This window comes from Aliivibrio kagoshimensis (genome assembly GCF_050337105.1).
In the GTDB taxonomy this organism is placed as follows: domain Bacteria; phylum Pseudomonadota; class Gammaproteobacteria; order Enterobacterales; family Vibrionaceae; genus Aliivibrio_A; species Aliivibrio_A kagoshimensis.
In genome coordinates this window covers 35,293-54,809 of record NZ_JAKJSQ010000023.1, presented here as the reverse complement: position 1 = coordinate 54,809, position 19,517 = coordinate 35,293, and the positions used below count along the sequence as shown (strand labels likewise).

The window sequence follows — 19,517 nt, the reverse complement described above, 5'->3', positions numbered from 1 at the left end:
CCATTACCCGTTTCGGATTTAATAATTASTTTGTCAACAAATAGGGTTTTTTTTAATTGGGAAAATGAATAAGCTCATAGGATTGGAAATATAAGAGTGCAAGATGAGTGATTTGTCATCTTGAATTAAATAAGGACACGGCATGATAAACAATTTAAACACGAAAGATCTCAGTACAGTCGCGATTTATTCAGTGCTATTTTTTGTGCTAATGCTAGCTATTGGATGGCTAGGATTTATTCCGATATTTATTCCACTTTTAGCTGCATTAGCTCCTTTATTTGGAGGGCTGATTTTTATGCTATTTCTCACTCGGGTTGATAAGTTCGGTATGGTGTCACTTTTAGGCCTTGTTAATGGCTTATTGATGTTAGTGACGGGCATGGGGTATTGGGTTGTATTGACGGGGGCGATTTTTGGCCTGCTGGCTGATCTGCTATTGAAGAGTGTTCATTATCAGCAAATTAAGCGTGGTATTGCCGCTTACAGTGTTTTTAGCCTTTGGGTTATTGGAAACTTCCTACCTTTTTATCTATCAAGAGAAAGTTATTTTTCAATGATATCTGAAGGTTACGGCGAGGAGTATGCACAAAGCCTTAATGCTTTATTGCCTTATTGGTTATTGCCCGTCTTAGCTGTATTGGCTGTTGTTTCCGGATTTATTGGAGCAAAAATAGCTGCTCAGCTGCTTAGCAAGCAGTTAACGCGCGCTGGGGTTGTGTAGGTCTATCAATGACTGAGATAGCGATAACAAAGGTGGAAAGGTCTCGCGTTGACCCTCGCAGTAAAATTCTACTTCTACTCTGTGTGAGCATTATTTTAGTGGGTGGCGCTGGTGGAGATAGAGTGGCTCAAAGTGCTTACTTTGTGTTAGCCGCATTGCCAATAGTGGTATTAATCGCTGAAGGCTATTGGAAAAGAGGTTTGTTACTGGCATCGCTATTTGTATTTTTTGTCTGGGTAGCAATCAGTGTTGTTCCTACCCTTGAGAAAGAGAGCCAAATAGCAGCAATGGGGATGGTGGCGTTTTGTACCCGTATTCTGCCAGCAGCAGCGAGTTGTTGTTTATTAATGACAATCCCTATATCGGAACTGATTTCTGCTTTATATAGATTAAAGTTGCCATCAGCTCTTGTGACTGTGTTAGTGATTATATTGCGGTTTTTCCCTTGTGTTTTGAGTGAGTTCTCGGCAATTGAGCGCAATGTGCGTATGCGAGGGTTGGCATTTGGTAATGGAAGCTTAAAGACGACTTTGCTTTGTCGTTTGTTGCCATTTCTTAGTAATACTTTACGCATCGGTGATGAGCTATCGGCTGCGGCCATTAGCCGTGGCTTAGGAGCGGAAAGGCGTCGAACCAACTATTACGTGACGTGTTTTTCTTGGCTCGATGTGCCGATACTGGTAGTGATTGCGCTCAATATCGTGCTAGCAGTAGTTTCAGTGTGGGGGAGGTAATGAGCAAGATATGTTTTGAAGGGTTTGGTTTTTGTTATGCAGGTAGTTCAGAGAAAAGAGCCACATTGCAAGATATAAACTTAACCATAGATTCAGGCCAGTGTGTGCTGTTAACTGGTTGTTCTGGCTCAGGTAAAAGCACATTAATTAAGGCGATGAATGGCCTTGTTCCGAATTTTTATGATGGCGAAATTGAAGGCCATTTGTATCTCGACGGTGAAGACATCTCGACCATTCCAGACAAATATCTATATCGACAAATCGCGACGGTTTATCAAAATCCACGCAGCCAGTTTTTTACCAATAAAATCGGCAGTGAGTTGGTATTTAGTGCGGAGAATTTTGCCTTAGATGTCAAAACAATCGACCATTTACTCAGTCAAAACTTAATCCACTTTCAGCTCATAGGGCGTGAAAACGAAAGGCTAGATCACTTATCAAGTGGTGAGAAACAGCGAGTTGCGTGTGCATCAGCCAGTTTGATGCAACCTGCTATTATTTTGCTGGATGAACCGTGCGCCAATTTAGACACTAACGCTACCAATATGCTTGCTAAAGCAATCGCTCACTGGAAACAACAAGGTATGACGGTGATAGTGGCCGAGCATCGTAGCGCTTATCTTAAAGACTTGGTGGATAGACAGTTGCACCTAGAGAATGGCCGCATTGTGGAGATTGAACCTACGCCATTTTGCTCCGGTCAAGTTGTTTCAAATCATGTTGTGAAAGCTATTAAGCCAAACATGGCCTCTCATGGGGTTTCACCAACAGAGCATTGGTTATTTACACCTCGCACTCGCCTATTTTCAACATTCGCTAAAGACGTTGCTACTCACTCTATTGCTAAGTCTTCAATTGTTGCTGTGATTGGTGAGAACGGTACAGGTAAAAGTAGTCTATTTCGCCAATTATGTGGCTTGGATAAAGGACCTCTTCAGTTAGCAGACAAGCAAGAGCTGCTAAAAGGTAGAGATCTTCGTCGTCGCTGTTTTTTTGTTGATCAAGAAGTAAATCGACAGCTGCTATGTGATTCGGTGTTAGAGGAAGTTCTACTCAATATGCCTTGTTCAGATGAACCGTTAGCCATGTCTATTCTTAAAGAGCTAGATCTCGGACATCTGAAAGACTCTCATCCACTTTCAATCTCTGGCGGACAAAAACAGCGTGTAATCCTTGCGGCAGCGGTGGCAGCAAACCGCGAATTTACAGTGTTAGATGAGCCAACCAGTGGCTTGGATAGTTCAAATGTAGCCCGGGTAATTAAGCAGATAGGTAAATTACGTGATGGCGGCAGTACCGTGATCGTGATTAGCCATGACCCTGAGTTTTTGTTGGCGTGTAGTGATGTAGCTATACACATACATAACCGACGCATCGATCAGATTTACAATCTCAATGATATTGGCAAAGAGCGTTTACTACGATTCATGCAGTTCGGTGTAGTTCGAGAGGCGAGTTTTAGACGGATAGGAGAGGTGGATTACTGATATGGGTAGTTGGTTGATAGGAGGAAACTGCTCGAAAGAAAATTCGAACTGGTTTGCCTTGTGGAAAATGGTTCGAAATCAGCGAGTACTCCTTTTGTGTTCTCTGTTTTTGACACTGTGTGCTGCGTTGATGGAACTGCTTCCGTTCTGGTTGATTTTTCATGCGATGGAAGCCGTCTTGAATTATTATCGTGGCCTTGTTGCCTCCTCAGATCTTGCAGAAGTGCTGTATCAGGCCGCGTTGTTGATGGCCGGTACGCTGGTCGTCAAAACTTTGGTCTATGGCGGTGCCTATGCGCTGAGCCACCAAGCTGCATTTAGCATTCTTACTCAAACTCGCCGCTTGCTTGTAACTCGGTTGGCGTGGGCACCGATGCATTGGCTGCAGGGCTATCATTCGGGTCAGTTGAAGCTGGCTGTTCTTCAGGATGTCGAGCGAGTGGAAAATTTTGTGGCTCATCATACGGTGGAGGTATCGGTATCGGTGATAGGCCCTTTGGTCGTGACGGGTTACCTGATGTGGGTTGATTGGCGGTTGGCACTGGCCGCACTGCTCGTTGTCCCTCTGGCGGTACTTAGCTCTATGTTGGTTATGCGAGGCATGGAGCAACTCTATGACGATTATCATCAGGCATCAGTTAACCTCAACAACACGACGGTTGAATACCTGCGAAATATACCAGTCATGAAGTTGTTCCAACAAGACAGTCGCCGTTTCAAAGCGATGGTGCAATCTCTTGAACAGTACTACCGGATGGTGGAAACGTTAACGAAGATCACCATCCCTAAGTGGGCACTGTTTACCAGCCTACTCGGTGCAAATTTGCTGGTGATACTACCTGTTGGTATCACTCTGCATGATATGGGTGAGGTACGCCTGATTGATATTTTGATGGCGGTATTGTTGGGATCAGGGATGCTAAGGCCGCTACTGAAAGTCACTCACTTTTTTACCGAGATCAAAGAGGTGATGGCTGGGATTAGGCGCTTACAGCCAATTATGGAAGTCGAAAATACTTCAGAGCACTCTTCTTTCTGCGATCTCTCCTCTCCATTGACGGTAGCGTTTGATGATGTGTTTTTCCAGTACGGTGAGGTGACAGTGCTTCATGGCGTTTCTTTGAATCTAACTCAAGGGAGCACCACGGTTTTGCTCGGAGCATCTGGCAGCGGGAAATCTACTTTAGCGCAATTATTGGCTGGTTTGCTGCTTCCCGCTAAAGGGCAAGTGTGTATTAACGGGGTTTCTGTTAATACTCTTAATAATCAGCAGCGTGCATCACTGATTGCGGTGGCATCACAAGATGTTTTCTTATTCAAGGGGACGATCCTCGAGAATCTGATGATGGCTAGGAAAGGAATTACTGATCAAGAACTGAAATTGGCGATCCGAGTGGCTCAGGCAGAGACATTGATTACCCAACTTCCCGAGGGCTATGACACCAAGGTGCAGGAACAGGGTGTCCGCCTGTCGGGAGGCGAGAAACAGCGTATAGCATTAGCCCGGGCACTGTTGACGGAAACACCGATTCTTGTGCTTGATGAGGCAACATCATTTGCCGATAGCCTGACCCAGAAAGCCTTTTATCGAGATCTAAAACGCTTTTACCCGCATAAAACGGTATTGGTGATTGCCCATCGGACTTATGGACTTGAAGACGCTGAACAAGTGGCAATTCTTGAGGATGGCAAGATTGAAGCTGTAGGCTCCCACGATAGGCTTCTTGCAGAGAACAGCAACTATCGTCAGATTTGGGAACTTCAAAATGATAGTGATCTCTGGTCTATCGGGAGATACAAAAAACAGCAAGATGTGATGGGGGGGGAGTATGAAAGATGATGGTATCGCTAAGGTTATTTTTCGTGTAATTCGGCAAAGTGGCCGCTCTTCATCGCAGTTTGTATTTGGCCTTGTGTGGCGGTTACTTGAGCGCCTGCTGGATGTTGTGCCTATGATACTGTGTTTTGTATGGGTAGAGTCTGTTCTGTCTGTCGAGGTGGGAGACGAGGTCGAACGTTTTTCGGCGGAGATGATGGCACTTATACTGGGTGGGGTATTTGCGTTGCAGCTGGGTTGTGCCTTGCTGGGTCAGCGAAACAGCTTCTTGGGCAGTTATTATATTATGGGGGGATATCGCAAGAAACTCCTTGATCGAGTTCATCAATTACCGCTGAGGGCTCTGTCCAGTTATCGAACCGGACAGCTGACCGATATGGTGACGGATGATGTTTTGCAGATTGAGAATATTTTCACTCATCTGGTGATAGAGTTGGTTACATCGCTGATTGTTCCCTTGATGTTGGTGGCTGGTTTGATGTGGTTTAACTGGGAGCTAGCAACCAGCTTGATTGTCGGGTTGCCGTTTGCGCTGGTTGTACTGCATGTGTGCCGGAAGTTGTTTGTTCAAATAAGTCAGCGTAAGCAGGAGATCTATAGGGATACCTCTGGTTTGATCATTGAGTTTGTTACCGGAATTCGTACTTTACGTCTGTTCAATCGTGCTGAATTATGGCTTACACGTTTGTACCAACACTTTGATCAAATGATAAGGATGTCGATTGGGGTTGAGACGTGGGGTGCAGGCCCAGTGGTGCTCTATCGCTTATTACTGGAGCTAGGGTTAGTGGCCTTTCTAGTTGCTGCCGCTTGGTCGGTAGAGCAGGGAGAGGCGGAGCCTTTGGTCTTGATTATATTTTTGTTGCTGGCCTACCGAGTTCTGTCACCTCTGTTAGAAATGGGGCTACATTTGACGGTACTGCGGTTTGCCGTTCAAAGTGAACAGAAACTGCAGGGGTTGTATCACGAGCCATTGTTGCCGGAGCCGACGTTACCAGATCATCCTGACGCGTATTCCGTCAGTTTCAGCGACGTCAGCTTCGCCTATGAAACCTCCCCAGTGCTTGATGGACTCAGTTTTCATGTCCCTACCAAAAGTATCACAGCCATTGTTGGCCCATCGGGGTCGGGGAAGAGTACCGTGATGAACTTGTTGGCGCGCTTTTATGATCCTGGTAAGGGGTCTGTCAGTATTGGCGGTAAAGATATTCGGACGTTGGGAACCGACGTGTTGTACCAAAATATCAGTATGGTGTTTCAGCAAGTTCAGCTTTTCGATGGAACGATCGTTGATAACATCAGGATTGGCCGGCCCGAGGCAACAGAAACCGAGATTATAGAAGCTTGCAAAATGGCCAATTGCGATACATTTATCCGCAAATTACCGGATGGGTATCATTCCAGAATTGGGGAAGGTGGTGCATGCTTGTCCGGAGGGGAAAGGCAGCGAGTTTCTATTGCTCGTGCGCTATTGAAAAATGCACCTATTATTTTGTTGGATGAGGCGACAGCCTCGGTTGATTCGGTGACCCAGCATCATATCCAGCAGGCCCTAAATCAATTGGTGGAGGATAAGACCGTAATCATGATTGCACATCGGCTAAGCACCGTGAGAGACGCTTGTCAGATACTAGTGCTGGATAAAGGGCGTATTGTTCAGAGCGGGAAACATGATGACTTGATGACTCATGATGGACTATATCAGCAGCTGTGGTTAGCCCAGAACGAATGAAGCTCTGGGTTTTTTGATGGTCACACTGTTTGATGCCACTACTTAGCAGTGTAACTCTCTTTCTCTTTTTTCTCGACTGAAGAGAGCCTATCAAGTTTCAACCCTAACTCTTTGCCCTTTAAACGCGCATAGAAGCCATTACCGACAAACGTAGCTGAGGTAACGATTAACTCAAAAACGGCTAACCAACGCTCGCCTTCATCGACATAGACTAAGGTTAGTGCGTGTAAGAAATAGAACATTAGAATAAAGTTGGCCCAAGCGTGGGTATAGGGCTTACCCGCTAAAATTCCACGTAGAGGGAAGAGCAGTGGGATGACCCAAGCAATCGTTAGTGCATATGGGTTGATGTGGGGATGAGGTGATAAAAAACTGTGCCACAATACGACCAATGCAATCAGCGATAGGTTTCCCCATAACGCAACTTGTCTTGATGTCTTTACTAACAGGCTTGAAGGAGCCTGAGTTGAACTCTCCATGTCGTTTTTCCTTACAATATCTCTAATACTTGCTCTGGTGGACGACCAATTTTTGCTTGATTATTGGTGATAACAATTGGACGTTCGATGATTTTTGGATGGTTATGCATTGCCGTAAAAAGATCGAGGTCACTTAATGAGTTATCACTTAGGTTCAGCGCTTTATACTGATCTTCTTTGGTTCTCATCATCTCACGTACGGTTGAAAAACCGAGTTGAGCATAGACGTCTTTGAGTTCATCAACAGTTGGGGCTGTCTCTAAATACAGAACAACAGAAGGGGACACGCCATTCTCTTCTAATAGACTCAAGGTTTGTCTGCTTTTTGAGCAGCGAGGATTATGGTAGATAACAACGTCCATGGTAGGTTCCTTTGTTTGGTTAGCTAATAACGTGCCTCTATAGGGCGGTAAATCGTTCTCTATCGGCTCTTAACTCATCAATGCGAGCGTCGTAACGAGCCTGATTCAAACTGCCTAATTCGGCCAGCTGACTTGCTTGTGTATAATTTTGCAATGCTTTATTCCAAGAGGCTCTAAGCGCAAAAATTTCAGCGCGAGCGGCAAGCTCACCATCGAGTATTCCTTGATCGTTGTACGCCTTGGCAAGTAGCTGCCATCCGATAGGGTCCATTTTCTGCTCATGGGTATAACGCTGTAAAATTTTCATCGCTTTCTCGGGTTGCTGATCTTCAAGCAGTGCGTTGGCATAGTTGATAATCAGGACAGCGTTATTAGGGGTTTGCGTTAAGGCTGTTTCGAGTCGTTTAATTGCTTGCTCATTCTTATCACGAGCAAGATCAAGATCCGTCGCCGCATCGATATAAAAAGTGTTATCAGGAGATTGCTGTAACAAACTATCTAGAATCACTTTGGCTTGCTCTAACTTGCCGGTATCAATAAAAACCAGCGCTTTGCCATATTCAAGAGCCACTTTTTGTGTCTTATTGGCTTTTTTTAGTTGTCGGCTGAAAGAGTCTAAAGCCGCTGCCGATTCAATATTGGCGTATCGAGCCACAATACGAGCACGTGCCAGTTGATAACGTAGAGAGGTTTTTACTCTTTTTTCAGGGTACTGCTGCGCTCTCTCTCTGCTGTCGGTAATTCGAGCTTCAGGAAGTGGGTGAGTTAATAACATTTGAGGGGGAGTACTTGCGTAACGATATTGATCAGCAAGACGACCAAAGAATCGCGGCATGGCATTCACTTCAAAGCCCGATTTAGCCAAAGTGGCGATACCAAAGCGATCCGCCTCTTTTTCATTACTTCGGGTGTAGTTGATTGAACTCTGCATCGCCCCTGCTGTAGTGGCTTGAATCGCTGCTATACCCGCTTCAGGGGCAGCAATTGCTAACAGTAGTGAGCCAACTAAAGCCGCCATGGTGACGGGGGATCGTTTTGCTTGTGCTTCCATGCTACGTGCAAGATGGCGTTGGGTAATATGAGCGATTTCGTGTGCAACGACAGAAGCCAATTCACTTTCGGATTTTGCGTGTAGGAAAAGACCCGTATGTAGAGCAACATACCCACCAAAAAAAGCAAAGGCGTTGATCTCTCTATCTTGAATCAAGAAAAAATGGAATGGTGTTTTAACATCGTTGGCATTGGCTACCAGAGAGTGACCCAAACTTTGGACATACTCATTAAGCAGGGGATCACTGACGATGGGTTTGCTAGCCCGTAACATTCTCATATAGGCATCGCCGTACTCTAACTCTTGATTAATCGTTAATGTTGAGGCTGCAGCGGTACCAATATCAGGTAACTGGTTGTTGGAATAGACAGGCACAGAGCTGCCTAAGAGACAAAAAATAAGAAAGTAATTGGCGAGTTTTTTTAAATTATGCATGCAATCCATTGTTCTTATAGTGTTTGTATCAAACTTTTACATCAATACAAATCCAAAACTAAGTATGTTGTATGTATTGACAACAATTGTGTGAATCAGTTTCTTTGTTGTTACAACAATCTGTTTTACAATAACCTTTGATGATAACCTTAGAGTTGAAAAATGGAAACCCAACATCTTGATTTAACGTTAGAGCGCTGCCCTATGTCTCTGCTCTTAACCAAAAGAGAAGTTGCTAAATTGCTACCAAATCAAGGGCTGATTGTCTCCTTGACTGAAGAAAGTGCACTCGATGATATTGTACGTTATCTTGAACAAAATATGTTTTCAGTTGTGTCTAAGCAGAGCGATGAGAATCATTTTGAATTAATTATTACCCATAAGTAGAAGTAAATTATATGTATGAAATGATCACTCGTTGGTATAAACGCCGTTTCTCTGACCCTCATGCTGTCAGTTTAGTGGCAATACTACTCATTGGCTTTGTTACCATCTATTTCCTTGGTCATCTTATCGCACCACTCTTGGTTGCGATTGTTCTTGCTTACCTGCTCGAGTGGCCCGTTGCCCAACTCTCTCGAGTGGGTTTGCCGCGCTCCTTAGCAGTAGTGATTGTGTTACTTGCGTTTGTCAGTATTACCATTTTGGCCGTGTTTGGGTTAATTCCAACCATCTGGACTCAAATCGGCAACTTGATGAATGATATCCCTTCTATGTTTAATGGTTTTAATGCCTTTATATCGGCACTACCAGAGAAGTACCCAGACCTCATTCAACCTCAGTTAATAGAGAATATTACCGGTACCATGAGAGAAAAAGTACTCGGACTTGGTGAGACCGTCGTAAAAGGTTCAGTCGCCTCGTTGGTGTCTTTAGCTGCCTTAGGTGTCTACTTAATCCTAGTTCCGCTCCTCATTTTCTTCTTATTGAAGGATAAATTGGAGATGCTTAACACGTTAGGCTCACTATTGCCCCAAAACCGCCGTTTAGCCACCAAAGTGTGGGTTGAAATGAACCAACAGATTTCCAACTACATTCGTGGCAAAGTGATTGAAATTTTGATTGTTGGTGTAGCCAGTTATGTGACGTTTACGGTGATGGATTTACGCTACGCGCTATTACTGGGTGTTGTGGTGGGACTCTCTGTACTGATCCCATATATTGGTGCTGCGGCCGTAACGATTCCGGTCGCTATTGTTGCTCTATTTCAGTGGGGCGTATCCCCAGATTTTTACTGGTTACTGTTAGCGTATGGCATTATTCAAGCTTTGGATGGCAACGTATTGGTTCCAGTGCTGTTTTCAGAAGCGGTAAACTTACACCCTGTTGCGATTATAGTGTCAGTGCTGGTTTTTGGCGGGCTATGGGGTTTTTGGGGTGTTTTCTTTGCTATCCCATTGGCTACACTAGTTAAAGCGGTGTGGAGCGCATTACCAGCAACCGATGATGAAAGAACTGCCTAGGCGAACGTAGATAATAAAAAACGCGATAGCAGTGATGCTATCGCGTTTTTTTAGGTTCTGTATATTTGAAACTAGGCGTTTTGATTTAAATAATCCAATACCACTTCATGGTGAGTTTTGGTTTTAAACTTATTAAACACATGTTCAATCACCCCTTGTTCATTGATCAAGAAGCTAAGTCTATGCAGGCCATCATAAATTTTCCCCATAAATTTCTTCTCACCCCATACGCCAAATTGTTCAGCTACGGCATGGTCTTCATCAGACAATAGAGAGAAATTTAAGCTGTCACGTTCGATGAATTTACCCAAACGTTTTACCGGGTCAATACTCACACCGAGAACCACAACGTTATGTGCATCTAACTCGGCTTTAGTGTCACGCAGCCCTTGAGCTTGAACAGTACATCCAGGAGTCATCGCTTTTGGGTAGAAGTAGAACAGAACTTTTTTCCCCGCAAAGTCATTGAGAGAAACGGATTTCCCATCTTGATCAAGTAGCGTGAAGTTAGGTGCTGGACTACCGGCCGTTAGTGTATTCATGATTATCCCTAAAAGTGAGGTTTAGTGTTTGATAAAGTTAATGGAGGATTTTACTTTTAGCTTTAAACAGTGCGCTTCAAACTCTTCTTGGAGTTGCATCAAGTTGCAGCTGTCATCAAGGCGAACCGCAAGCTGCATATGAAATTTATCAAGATTAGACTCTTCATCAAGCATTGTTTTGGCACTGAGTGACGAGATATCAATATTTTTTGTGGCGAAGAAGTGGGTGATCTGTTCTGTAATCCCCGGCCTGTCATCGGACTCGATGATCGCTTCGGCACTGTATTCATAATTAAGCTCGGTGTGAGGGGAGGTTCGTTTCATCATGGTGATGGTATCACTGTCTTGCCCCATGATAGGTAAGGTCGACTCGACTTTACTGATGGCATTTGCCGTCCCAGAAAGCAGCATAATAATGGTGAATTCGTTACCGAACATGGCAATACGGCTATCAATGACGTTACACCCCATTTGGGTAACAAGATGTATAAATTCGTTTGAGATTCCAGGTCGATCAGTACCAATTGCTGTAATTACTAGATGATGAGACATGCTTTCCGTTTCATGGTTGACAAAGACCGCTCTATATTAACACAGCTTTGGAAATACTGATAAGGCAGCAAGTTGCGATCGGTATGAAAAATTTAATAATTAACTGCTTTGATGCGTTTATGTGATCTTGTTTTTAGTGAGAGTGAAACGTAACATGGAGCTAATTGAATTTAGGAGAAAGACATGTTTTCTGGAAGCCTAGTTGCAGTAGTTACCCCGCTTGATAAATATGGCGAAGTTGATCTTTCTGGAATAAAAAAACTGGTTGAATATCATGTTGATGCAGGTACTGATGGCATCATCGCGGTTGGAACAACTGGTGAGTCAGCGACATTAAGTGTTGAAGAGCACGTAAAAGTGGTAATGAAAACATTAGAGTATGCAGATGGTCGAATCCCTGTATTGGCAGGAACTGGAGCGAATGCCACTCATGAAGCGGTGACTCTGAGTAAGTTATTTAGAGATACCGGTGTTGCTGGCTGCTTGAGTGTGACACCTTATTATAATAAACCGACTCAAGAAGGGCTATTTCAGCACTATAAAGCCATATCAGAATCTACGGACGTCCCTCAGATTCTCTATAATGTTCCAGGTCGTACTGCCGTTGACTTGTTGCCTGAGACTGTGGCTCGTTTGGCTGAGTTTAAAAATGTGGTAGCGATCAAAGATGCAACTGCCGATCTCTCGAGAGTGGCAATTACTCGTGAACTTTGTGGCGAATCGTTTATCCAACTTACCGGGGATGACGCGACTGCCCTCGATTTCATCAAGGCTGGAGGGAAAGGTGTTATTTCTGTGACTGCAAATATTGCGGCTGCTGACATGGCAAAAATGATGAAATTAGCTCTGGCGGGCCAATTTGCGGAAGCGAGTGTGATTAATGAGAGGTTGATGACTCTACACACCAACCTGTTTGCTGAGTCTAACCCTATTCCCGTGAAATGGGCTGCGCATAAATTAGGATTAATTGAAACGGGCGTGATTCGCTTACCCATGACTGAGTTGAGCAGTGAAGCTCAACCTATTGTTGCACAAGCTCTTGTTGATGCTGGTGTGCTGTAATTTAGGATTTTAAATGAATTTGAACAATCGTTGTGTGGTTACTGTTCTTGTCACTGCAGTATTAGCAGGGTGCGCAGGAAGTGCTGAAGAGCGCAGACAACCAAAGCAAGACTTTAATTATTTGGAGACAGAGCCTCTTAAAGAGTGGAATCAGCCTGAGGGCACTCGAAAAGAGCAGTACCCTCAGTATGTTATTCCAGCAGGTGACTTTAGAGGTGGCATTGGCAGAGATGTTGATATTCGACCACCTCAACAAATTTTACAGCTCATCCCTGGTGCTCGAGCAGAGACCCACGAAGGGGATGTAACACTTTGGTTGGCGCGTGAAGAGGATTTAGATCGTGTATGGAAAACCATTTTAACGATGGTTGAAACAAGTAATGTACCGATCCGAACTCAAACCGATGACCGCATTGATACCGATTGGTTTACTTGGGTATCAGCGGATGAAGAGAAAATACTTCGTAGCCGCTCAAGCATTGTGAAGGTAAATCAGAGTTCTCGTCATGGTTTCAGCGTCTCTCAAATTGATTGGGAAGAGGATGGAAAAAATGTCGCTCCGTCCGATGCGAATAAAGAGCGCTACAACACGTTGATGGTTAATTTAATCACCTCTTCATACGATCAAGAGTTACGTGAAGAGGCAAGAGTACGTGCTGAAGAACTGGTGAAGAAGATACCAATCAGTATGGGGCAAGATCGTAGTGGATTACCGATTATTATTGCTCGTGCGCCGTACAACGTAGTGTGGCAGCGTCTACCTGAACTCCTTCCTATTCTCGGTCTGACCCTTGAAGAGAGAAATCGTTCTCAAGGGACGATGAAGGTGAAGTATAAAGCGCCTGACGACGAGTTTTGGGAGAGTATTGGCACAAAACCCATCTCGTTTGAAAGAAGCAGTTATAACCTTCAATTAGGTGATTTGGGTAACCGAACCTCGATCAATATTACTGATGGCACAGGTAAACCGGTGAATGAAGCGGTTCTTGAAAGTATTGTTCCGGTATTAGCGGCAGTGATTGAAAGGGCGAATAACGCGTCTTCTACTACAGAGTAGCAATAATCGTTATTATTGAATGGCGCCTTTGTGGCGCCATTTTTATTGGTCGCTGTCAGCCGGTGATGACGACTCTTTCTTCTCTATGTCGCTCTCTTGTGGGACATATTTTTTTTTGTAGCCTTTGATATGTCGACCGACATTGAGTTTATCGGCATAGCGAAATGCAGCAATATTGCCAAATAAAAAAGCGAACACAATGATTAATACAACCCAGAAATTGGTAAGAAAATCCATACCGTTCTCCTATCGATGGCAAATATTGAGGACGTATTGAGTATAGATCCTTTCTAAATTAGATAACACAGATTCTTTGCCCGCGATCTGACTACTTATTATTGTCGACTCTAGTCGCTCAATAGTGAGCAGGTTGAGAAAGGGGGCACTTAACGGGTAGTAGCTTACGTGCCACGGCTCTTGAGCAACACCTTGTTGATGGTGGTGGTAAGGAAGAAAGAAGCCAAACGAGTCAATATTCTCAGAGAGCCACTGACTGAATTCTGCCTGATGTCCGGTTTGATACTCCCACGGCTCTAACTGTAGTGAGGTACCCTTTGGTAAGGTATTGCCAGCGTAGAGGTCAAGATCGGTTCCCCAATGATGTCGACTGGCGCCGGGTAAAGCAGACCAACGTAGGATCGCATCAATCTTTTCAATGTCAGAAAGGGTGTCGATTGCAATAGGCTGGCTTTGCGCATCTAAAATGGGTGAATGGCCTAAGTACTTATTGTTCCAAATCTGTTGTTGGCGTTCAAAATCTCTAAAACTACTGGCAATCATCAGATCAAAGCCCGCTTGTTTAGCTGCTGCCTTTAGTTCGATAAAAGGGGGATGCACGTGAGTGTGCAGTAGTCGAGATGGCGTACAACGAAGTGGGGTTAAGTGGCCACGGTTATGGCCACTTAGTTGTGCTGAAGTTATTAGGTTAGTGGTCATGCAAAGAGGTTATCAAGCACTTTCTGATACATATCAGTGAGCTTTTCAAGATCATCAATTTTCACGCACTCATTCACCTTATGAATGGTGGCGTTAACCGGTCCGAGTTCAATCACTTGGGCACCCATTTGAGCGATAAACCGGCCATCAGACGTTCCTCCTGTCGTTAGAAGTTCAGGTCGATGACCGTTCACTTTATCGACGGCACTTACCACCGCATTGAGTAGATCACCAGTGTCTGTTAAAAATGGTAAACCATTAAGTGTCCAATCAATCTTATATTTTAACTGGTGAGAATCTAAAATGGCGTAGATACGTTTTTTGATCTCAGCAGGTGTCACTTCTGTTGAGAATCGCAAATTGAATTGAACATGAAACTCACCAGGAATGACGTTAGAAGCCCCTGTACCTGCCGCGACATTTGGGATCTGGAAGCTGGTGGGTGGGAAGTACTCATTGCCATTATCCCAAATGGTCTCAGTCAGCTCCGCGATGGCATGTAATGATTGATGGATAGGGTTGTTCGCTAGTTGAGGGTAAGCGACATGTCCCTGTATTCCTTCAATAATCAAGTCACCTGTCATTGAGCCTCTTCGACCATTTTTTACCACGTCACCCACAGCGTATGTGCTGGACGGCTCACCGACAATACACATATCGATAAGCTCATTTCGCTCTGTTAATGTATCGACGACGCGAGTTGTACCATTAATGAATGGCCCCTCTTCATCTGAGGTGATCAAAAAAGCGATGGACCCTTTATGGTCTGGATGTTCTGCAATAAACCGTTCAACCGCAACGACCATACAGGCAAGAGAACCTTTCATATCAGCAGCACCACGGGCATAAAGGTAGTCGCCAATAATAGTGGGTTCAAACGGGGGGGTTTTCCACTGTTTGATATCACCACTCGGTACCACATCCGTGTGGCCTGCAAAAGTGAATAGTGGGGCTTGAGTGCCACGTCGGGCCCAGAAATTAGTGGTATCTTCAAAAACCATCTCTTCAATGGTAAAACCGAGTGCTTCTAAACGTTGAATCATAAGTTCTTGGCAACCAGCATCAATCGGGGTTACTGATTGGCGTTGTAGAAGGTCGATGGCAAGATCAAGTACAGGGCTATCTGACATAGAGCGAAAAATCCTTTTCTAAATGTGATTACTGATTAACTGAAAATTTCTTGATATTGGGCAGGCTTAAACCCGAGAAAGTAGTGGTCGTTATGAATTAATAGTGGACGTTTAATCATCGCGGGGCTTTCAAGCAGTAGGGGGATGGCGGTATCACTATTAAGGTTAGCTTTCTGCTCATCACTTAACTGACGATAGGTCGTTCCGCGTTTATTAACCACGGCCTCTACACCCAACTCAGAGATAAACGTCCGTACCATCTCTTCATTGATGCCATCAACTCGGTAGTCATGAAATGAAAAATCGATATTTTCAGCTTCTAACCATTTACGGGCTTTTTTGATGGTGTCGCAGTTTTTGATTCCAAACATCGTTGTTGACATGAATCTGACCTATATAGAAATGCGATGGAGATATACCAGTATCGGTAATGTAAACACTATTTATAGCGAGATTTGATCAGTGATACCAGCATAAAATGAATATTATCTATTATTGCAGGCGTAGGCATTGCCAAGAAGGGTGACGGAAGTACTGAAATAGAAAGGTTCAAAAATCACAACGGTATCGGCGCCAGCCTCATAAGCTTGGTTTTTTAACTGTGTAATACTGGATTGAACCAATTGGTTATTGGAGATGAAAAGGTAAGTATACCAATGCCCTTCGCTACCGATGAGTTCCTTGACCCACTCGCATCGATTGATAATCCCATTTCGATCAAAATGGATTTGAACTGAGTTAGAGCCATCAACTGGTGGGGCCAAGTTGGATGCTTCAAAGGTGGAGCACCCAACCAGCAACAGTGAGACAGTCAGTAAAACGAAGTACTTTTTAAACATTATTCTTGTGATTCAATATAGAGGAGTGTCGCGGCAACTCGGGATTGAACTTTTAATTTTTTAAGTAAACTTTTCATGTGAACTTTGACGGTTGCTTCAGAGATAAACAGTCGATCAGCAATTTGCTTGTTTCGGAAACCTTTTGATACCTCTTGAAGAATCTCGGTTTCACGCTTGGTGAGAGAAGCAAGTAGTTCATCCATTTCAGTGGTTTGATGCAAGTACTCTTTTAACTGTTTTGAAAATACCGCACTGCCCTGCATCGCATCTTTTAATAGAGTGATGAGATCATCAGGGTCAGTATCTTTTAACAGGTAACCATCCGCACCAGCTTCAATTAAGGTTTTAACATCTTGTCGGCTATCTGAAACCGTGAGAATGATAATGGTTGAGGTGATATCTAACTCTCGTAAAGCATTGAGGGTATCTAAACCTGACATCCCTTTCATATTGAGATCTAGGAGAATTAAATCTGGTTCCTCTTGCTGAATAAGAGCGACCGCATCTGCGCCATTGCTTGCCTCCCCAATAAGGGTAAACTCGGGCTCGTAGGATAGCAGTTGACCAATCCCTCTTCTCATTAACGGGTGATCATCAACAATGACTACATTCCACATTGTTACTTCTCCTAATTATTGAATATGTAATGGGAACACTAAGCGTATTTGGCAACCTAAGTTCGGCTCAGACTTAATGGATATTTCGCCATTAATTCGGTTGGCTCTCTCTTGCATAATGGATAGACCATAGTGATTTGTTTTATTAATGCTAGAGTCAAAACCTGTTCCGTTATCGGTGATGGTGATATGACCATGATCATCGATTTGCTCACTTATGATGGATATCTTAGTGGCTGTCGAATGTTTAATCGCATTTAAAACGCCTTCCCTGATTAACTGTAACAGATGTACGTGATGGTGTGCATCTAATGGTATTGAAGATAGGCTGTTATTTACCGAAATTGTGGCATCACTCTGTTTTGTTAGTGGCTTTAATATCTCTTCTAAGGCGTCATTAAAATTGGTCTCCTTAATGGTTAATCGGAAGGTACTGAGCAGTTCCCTTAACTCTTGGTAGGCACTTTTTAGTCCTTCATCCAACTCGTTTAAGGTTGCATTGGTCTCTTCGGTATTGGCACAGTCACAATGACCAATTTGACGTTTCAACACGGTAGTTTGAATCTTGAGATAGGAGAGCGCTTGGGCAAGGGAATCATGCAATTCTCGAGCAATCGCAGCGCGCTCATCCATTAGTAGCAACTGTTGCGACTGTTTTTGTGATTGATTGTAATAGAGGCCTCGGCTCAGAATATTCACCACATTGAGGATGAGATCTTGGTCGGGACAAGGGAGCTCATATTGCCAAGAGAGATAACCTAATGTTTCGCCATCCAGAATAAGTGGCTCTTTGTGCCACTCTTGTGGGAGAGGCTCGCCGGCATGAATTTCCCAAACCGCCCCATTGTCCTCTTCGACGGTCAGTTTTACGGCGATTAATCCTTCAGTTTTTACTAGGGTGTTTAACATGATTTGAAAGTTTTCTTGGCTTAGTTCAGATTCTGATAGCTGCTGTGAACATTGATAAAGCACCTGAAGAGAGCTGTTTGCTTGGCTGACTTTTCGAGTCTTATTTTCAACGGTCTGCTCTAGGTGGTGATAACTGTCTCCTAGCTCTTTCGCCATCCGATTAAATGTGTGGCCGAGCCGCGCAATTTCGTTATCTCCCGGAATATTGACCATTAAGTTAAAGTTTCCCTGTTTCATCTCTTTGCTTGCAGCGACAAGCTGGTTAAGAGGGTAAACAATTTTTTTCTGGGTGAAACGAATGATGAAAAGAGTGGCAATGAAAATCAGACCTAAACCAGCCCCTCCGATTAAAGAGAGTATTTTTAACTTATTCTCCGATAACTGCTGCAGCTGGAAAACAAAGAGATCAATCTCTTCGACAAATTGAGACACTTCCTGCAAATAGGCCTGTTTATTCTGATGTTGGAGCATAGGCTCTAGTAGGGTCCAGCGGTACAAAATATGGTGGTACTGCTGTTCAATATGCGCTGGGATCAACATGTTTTCTACTGAGGTCAGAGAGGGGGATTCCAGTGACTGGACAAAACTGGCTAAGTGTTGTTCCAGAAGAGGAGATTGCGTTTCAATATCAAGCGCCAACCGATAACTTTGCATTCTTAATGAGCCAGAGACGTTCACCGCAGCCGCATCTTTTAAACTAGAAGAAAGGGTGAGAAGGGCTACACTTGTAGTCGTTAAGGAGAGAATTAGAATTAGAATCATCACTCTTGCAACTGTACTGGTAACCGTGGTGTTGGTGTTAGGCAATGTTTACTCTCTGGTTAGTAAAATATGTAAATTGAAATATATCAAACAGAAGAGAGCAATTGTTAAATTTGTGAGTAGGGATGGTTAGTAAAATTGATCTAAAACAACTTTAAACTGGAATAACACTAATTGGTTATATCGTCGTTGATACGATCTTTTAAAATTACGTCATACTCTTAATTGTTGTATTCTAAAGGTTAATGCATTGTTAATTGGGTGTTGCGTTAAGCTGTTGTTGGAGAAATAGTGGTCGATTTATCAAAGAGGCGCCTGTTTAGACGTCCATCAGAAAAAAGTATTGATACTCAACAACGAATGCCTTGGGTCCACGACCAGAATACATTTACTAATGATTGTACTCGATGTGGGCAATGTGTAGAGGTTTGTGAAACCAACATCATTATTAAGGGCGACGGTGGGTTTCCTAGCGTTGATTTTACCAAAGGTGAATGTACTTTTTGTGAAAAATGCAGTGATGTGTGTCCCGAGAATCTGTTTGATCTCGATGTAGCCCCAGCATGGCGACATAAAGTGACCATGAATGATGACTGTTTAGCAACAAAATCGGTGGAGTGTCGTAGTTGTGCAGAGCTTTGCGAGCCGATGGCCATTACCTTTCAATTAACAATTGGAAACGTGGCTCAACCGAAACTGGATAGAGATAAGTGCACAGGATGTGGAGCTTGCGTTGCAATTTGCCCAACTTCTGCAATATCAATGAAAGTATAAATATTAAGCACAAAAGAGAGTGAAGTCGTGTCG

The 19,517-nt window shown here is 43.7% G+C and carries 22 protein-coding genes; 10 read left to right on the top strand and 12 right to left on the bottom strand.

The window, feature by feature from the left end; all coding sequences use genetic code 11:
* The first annotated feature begins 142 nt into the window (after nucleotides 1–142).
* The 5 genes from L4C32_RS09835 (at nucleotide 143) to L4C32_RS09815 (ending at nucleotide 6,514) form a co-directional block, all read left to right on the top strand.
* Nucleotides 143–724 (top strand): MptD family putative ECF transporter S component, encoded by a 582-nt coding sequence (locus L4C32_RS09835; RefSeq protein ID WP_428196700.1) that lies wholly within the window; start codon nucleotides 143–145, stop codon nucleotides 722–724.
* 8 nt (nucleotides 725–732) lie between these two features.
* Nucleotides 733–1,458, top strand: a complete 726-nt coding sequence (locus L4C32_RS09830; RefSeq protein WP_428196699.1) for an energy-coupling factor transporter transmembrane component T — start codon at nucleotides 733–735, stop codon at nucleotides 1,456–1,458.
* The gene (locus tag L4C32_RS09825; RefSeq protein WP_428196698.1) at nucleotides 1,458–2,945 is read left to right on the top strand and encodes an ABC transporter ATP-binding protein; all 1,488 of its coding nucleotides are present in this window, start codon (nucleotides 1,458–1,460) and stop codon (nucleotides 2,943–2,945) included. The genes L4C32_RS09830 and L4C32_RS09825 overlap by 1 nt, the downstream gene beginning before the upstream one ends.
* Before the next feature lies 1 nt (nucleotide 2,946).
* Entirely contained in the window at nucleotides 2,947–4,785 is a 1,839-nt protein-coding gene (locus L4C32_RS09820; protein WP_428196697.1) for an ABC transporter ATP-binding protein, read from the top strand.
* 112 nt (nucleotides 4,786–4,897) lie between these two features.
* A complete protein-coding gene (locus tag L4C32_RS09815) occupies nucleotides 4,898–6,514 on the top strand; it encodes an ABC transporter ATP-binding protein (protein ID WP_428196696.1) in 1,617 nt (538 codons plus the stop codon).
* 38 nt (nucleotides 6,515–6,552) lie between these two features.
* Here L4C32_RS09815 and L4C32_RS09810 read toward each other — a convergent pair whose 3' ends face one another.
* Genes L4C32_RS09810 through bepA form a run of 3 tightly spaced genes read right to left on the bottom strand, consistent with a single transcriptional unit; the run spans nucleotide 6,553 to nucleotide 8,841 of the window.
* Nucleotides 6,553–6,993 (bottom strand): DUF2069 domain-containing protein, encoded by a 441-nt coding sequence (locus L4C32_RS09810; protein ID WP_428196695.1) that lies wholly within the window; start codon nucleotides 6,991–6,993, stop codon nucleotides 6,553–6,555.
* A gap of 11 nt (nucleotides 6,994–7,004) precedes the next feature.
* Nucleotides 7,005–7,355, bottom strand: a complete 351-nt coding sequence (gene arsC, locus L4C32_RS09805) for an arsenate reductase (glutaredoxin) (RefSeq protein ID WP_428196694.1) — start codon at nucleotides 7,353–7,355, stop codon at nucleotides 7,005–7,007.
* 37 nt (nucleotides 7,356–7,392) lie between these two features.
* A complete protein-coding gene (gene bepA, locus L4C32_RS09800; protein ID WP_428196693.1) occupies nucleotides 7,393–8,841 on the bottom strand; it encodes a beta-barrel assembly-enhancing protease in 1,449 nt (482 codons plus the stop codon).
* Between the two features lie 162 nt (nucleotides 8,842–9,003).
* Here bepA and L4C32_RS09795 point away from each other — a divergent pair, with 162 nt between their 5' ends.
* Both L4C32_RS09795 and L4C32_RS09790 read left to right on the top strand, forming a co-directional pair.
* Nucleotides 9,004–9,228, top strand: coding sequence for a sulfurtransferase TusA family protein (locus tag L4C32_RS09795; RefSeq protein WP_428196692.1), 225 nt, complete (start codon nucleotides 9,004–9,006; stop codon nucleotides 9,226–9,228).
* A gap of 11 nt (nucleotides 9,229–9,239) precedes the next feature.
* Nucleotides 9,240–10,304 (top strand): AI-2E family transporter, encoded by a 1,065-nt coding sequence (locus tag L4C32_RS09790; RefSeq protein WP_428196691.1) that lies wholly within the window; start codon nucleotides 9,240–9,242, stop codon nucleotides 10,302–10,304.
* 71 nt (nucleotides 10,305–10,375) lie between these two features.
* Here the strand turns inward: L4C32_RS09790 and bcp are convergent, their stop codons facing one another.
* Both bcp and L4C32_RS09780 read right to left on the bottom strand, forming a co-directional pair.
* Entirely contained in the window at nucleotides 10,376–10,846 is a 471-nt protein-coding gene (bcp, locus tag L4C32_RS09785; protein ID WP_428196690.1) for a thioredoxin-dependent thiol peroxidase, read from the bottom strand.
* 21 nt (nucleotides 10,847–10,867) lie between these two features.
* Entirely contained in the window at nucleotides 10,868–11,398 is a 531-nt protein-coding gene (locus L4C32_RS09780; RefSeq protein ID WP_428196689.1) for a glycine cleavage system transcriptional repressor, read from the bottom strand.
* A 183-nt stretch (nucleotides 11,399–11,581) separates the two neighbouring features.
* On the opposite strand from L4C32_RS09780, the gene dapA reads away from it, so the two are divergent.
* Nucleotides 11,582–12,460 (top strand): 4-hydroxy-tetrahydrodipicolinate synthase, encoded by an 879-nt coding sequence (gene dapA, locus L4C32_RS09775; protein WP_428196688.1) that lies wholly within the window; start codon nucleotides 11,582–11,584, stop codon nucleotides 12,458–12,460.
* Nucleotides 12,461–12,473: 13 nt separating this feature from the next.
* A complete protein-coding gene (gene bamC / locus L4C32_RS09770; RefSeq protein ID WP_428196687.1) occupies nucleotides 12,474–13,517 on the top strand; it encodes an outer membrane protein assembly factor BamC in 1,044 nt (347 codons plus the stop codon).
* A gap of 42 nt (nucleotides 13,518–13,559) precedes the next feature.
* Here bamC and L4C32_RS09765 read toward each other — a convergent pair whose 3' ends face one another.
* The 7 genes from L4C32_RS09765 to narQ form a co-directional block, all read right to left on the bottom strand.
* Nucleotides 13,560–13,754: a DUF2897 family protein gene (locus tag L4C32_RS09765; RefSeq protein WP_428196686.1), complete on the bottom strand. Its 195-nt coding sequence runs from the start codon at nucleotides 13,752–13,754 to the stop codon at nucleotides 13,560–13,562.
* 9 nt (nucleotides 13,755–13,763) lie between these two features.
* Nucleotides 13,764–14,453: a M15 family metallopeptidase gene (locus L4C32_RS09760; RefSeq protein WP_428196685.1), complete on the bottom strand. Its 690-nt coding sequence runs from the start codon at nucleotides 14,451–14,453 to the stop codon at nucleotides 13,764–13,766.
* Nucleotides 14,450–15,583, bottom strand: coding sequence for a succinyl-diaminopimelate desuccinylase (dapE, locus tag L4C32_RS09755; RefSeq protein ID WP_428196684.1), 1,134 nt, complete (start codon nucleotides 15,581–15,583; stop codon nucleotides 14,450–14,452). The genes L4C32_RS09760 and dapE overlap by 4 nt, the downstream gene beginning before the upstream one ends.
* A gap of 35 nt (nucleotides 15,584–15,618) precedes the next feature.
* The gene (locus tag L4C32_RS09750) at nucleotides 15,619–15,966 is read right to left on the bottom strand and encodes an ArsC family reductase (RefSeq protein ID WP_428196683.1); all 348 of its coding nucleotides are present in this window, start codon (nucleotides 15,964–15,966) and stop codon (nucleotides 15,619–15,621) included.
* 102 nt (nucleotides 15,967–16,068) lie between these two features.
* Nucleotides 16,069–16,422, bottom strand: a complete 354-nt coding sequence (locus L4C32_RS09745) for a DUF4156 domain-containing protein (protein ID WP_428196682.1) — start codon at nucleotides 16,420–16,422, stop codon at nucleotides 16,069–16,071.
* Entirely contained in the window at nucleotides 16,422–17,039 is a 618-nt protein-coding gene (locus tag L4C32_RS09740) for a response regulator (protein ID WP_428196681.1), read from the bottom strand. Before L4C32_RS09740 ends, L4C32_RS09745 begins: the two co-directional genes overlap by 1 nt.
* Nucleotides 17,040–17,054: 15 nt before the next feature.
* Nucleotides 17,055–18,755 (bottom strand): nitrate/nitrite two-component system sensor histidine kinase NarQ, encoded by a 1,701-nt coding sequence (gene narQ, locus L4C32_RS09735; protein ID WP_428196680.1) that lies wholly within the window; start codon nucleotides 18,753–18,755, stop codon nucleotides 17,055–17,057.
* A gap of 246 nt (nucleotides 18,756–19,001) precedes the next feature.
* On the opposite strand from narQ, the gene napF reads away from it, so the two are divergent.
* Entirely contained in the window at nucleotides 19,002–19,484 is a 483-nt protein-coding gene (gene napF, locus L4C32_RS09730) for a ferredoxin-type protein NapF (protein ID WP_428196679.1), read from the top strand.
* Nucleotides 19,485–19,517 lie beyond the last annotated feature (33 nt).

Bases quoted from the DNA above. Each gene is read 5' to 3' on its own strand.
- L4C32_RS09835 (WP_428196700.1), top strand. From the start codon at position 143: ATGATAAACAATTTAAACACGAAAGATCTCAGTACAGTCGCGATTTAT.
- L4C32_RS09830 (WP_428196699.1), top strand. From the start codon at position 733: ATGACTGAGATAGCGATAACAAAGGTGGAAAGGTCTCGCGTTGACCCT.
- L4C32_RS09825 (WP_428196698.1), top strand. From the start codon at position 1,458: ATGAGCAAGATATGTTTTGAAGGGTTTGGTTTTTGTTATGCAGGTAGT.
- L4C32_RS09820 (WP_428196697.1), top strand. From the start codon at position 2,947: ATGGGTAGTTGGTTGATAGGAGGAAACTGCTCGAAAGAAAATTCGAAC.
- L4C32_RS09815 (WP_428196696.1), top strand. From the start codon at position 4,898: ATGATACTGTGTTTTGTATGGGTAGAGTCTGTTCTGTCTGTCGAGGTG.
- L4C32_RS09810 (WP_428196695.1), bottom strand. From the start codon at position 6,993: ATGGAGAGTTCAACTCAGGCTCCTTCAAGCCTGTTAGTAAAGACATCA.
- arsC (WP_428196694.1), bottom strand. From the start codon at position 7,355: ATGGACGTTGTTATCTACCATAATCCTCGCTGCTCAAAAAGCAGACAA.
- bepA (WP_428196693.1), bottom strand. From the start codon at position 8,841: ATGCATAATTTAAAAAAACTCGCCAATTACTTTCTTATTTTTTGTCTC.
- L4C32_RS09795 (WP_428196692.1), top strand. From the start codon at position 9,004: ATGGAAACCCAACATCTTGATTTAACGTTAGAGCGCTGCCCTATGTCT.
- L4C32_RS09790 (WP_428196691.1), top strand. From the start codon at position 9,240: ATGTATGAAATGATCACTCGTTGGTATAAACGCCGTTTCTCTGACCCT.
- bcp (WP_428196690.1), bottom strand. From the start codon at position 10,846: ATGAATACACTAACGGCCGGTAGTCCAGCACCTAACTTCACGCTACTT.
- L4C32_RS09780 (WP_428196689.1), bottom strand. From the start codon at position 11,398: ATGTCTCATCATCTAGTAATTACAGCAATTGGTACTGATCGACCTGGA.
- dapA (WP_428196688.1), top strand. From the start codon at position 11,582: ATGTTTTCTGGAAGCCTAGTTGCAGTAGTTACCCCGCTTGATAAATAT.
- bamC (WP_428196687.1), top strand. From the start codon at position 12,474: ATGAATTTGAACAATCGTTGTGTGGTTACTGTTCTTGTCACTGCAGTA.
- L4C32_RS09765 (WP_428196686.1), bottom strand. From the start codon at position 13,754: ATGGATTTTCTTACCAATTTCTGGGTTGTATTAATCATTGTGTTCGCT.
- L4C32_RS09760 (WP_428196685.1), bottom strand. From the start codon at position 14,453: ATGACCACTAACCTAATAACTTCAGCACAACTAAGTGGCCATAACCGT.
- dapE (WP_428196684.1), bottom strand. From the start codon at position 15,583: ATGTCAGATAGCCCTGTACTTGATCTTGCCATCGACCTTCTACAACGC.
- L4C32_RS09750 (WP_428196683.1), bottom strand. From the start codon at position 15,966: ATGTCAACAACGATGTTTGGAATCAAAAACTGCGACACCATCAAAAAA.
- L4C32_RS09745 (WP_428196682.1), bottom strand. From the start codon at position 16,422: ATGTTTAAAAAGTACTTCGTTTTACTGACTGTCTCACTGTTGCTGGTT.
- L4C32_RS09740 (WP_428196681.1), bottom strand. From the start codon at position 17,039: ATGTGGAATGTAGTCATTGTTGATGATCACCCGTTAATGAGAAGAGGG.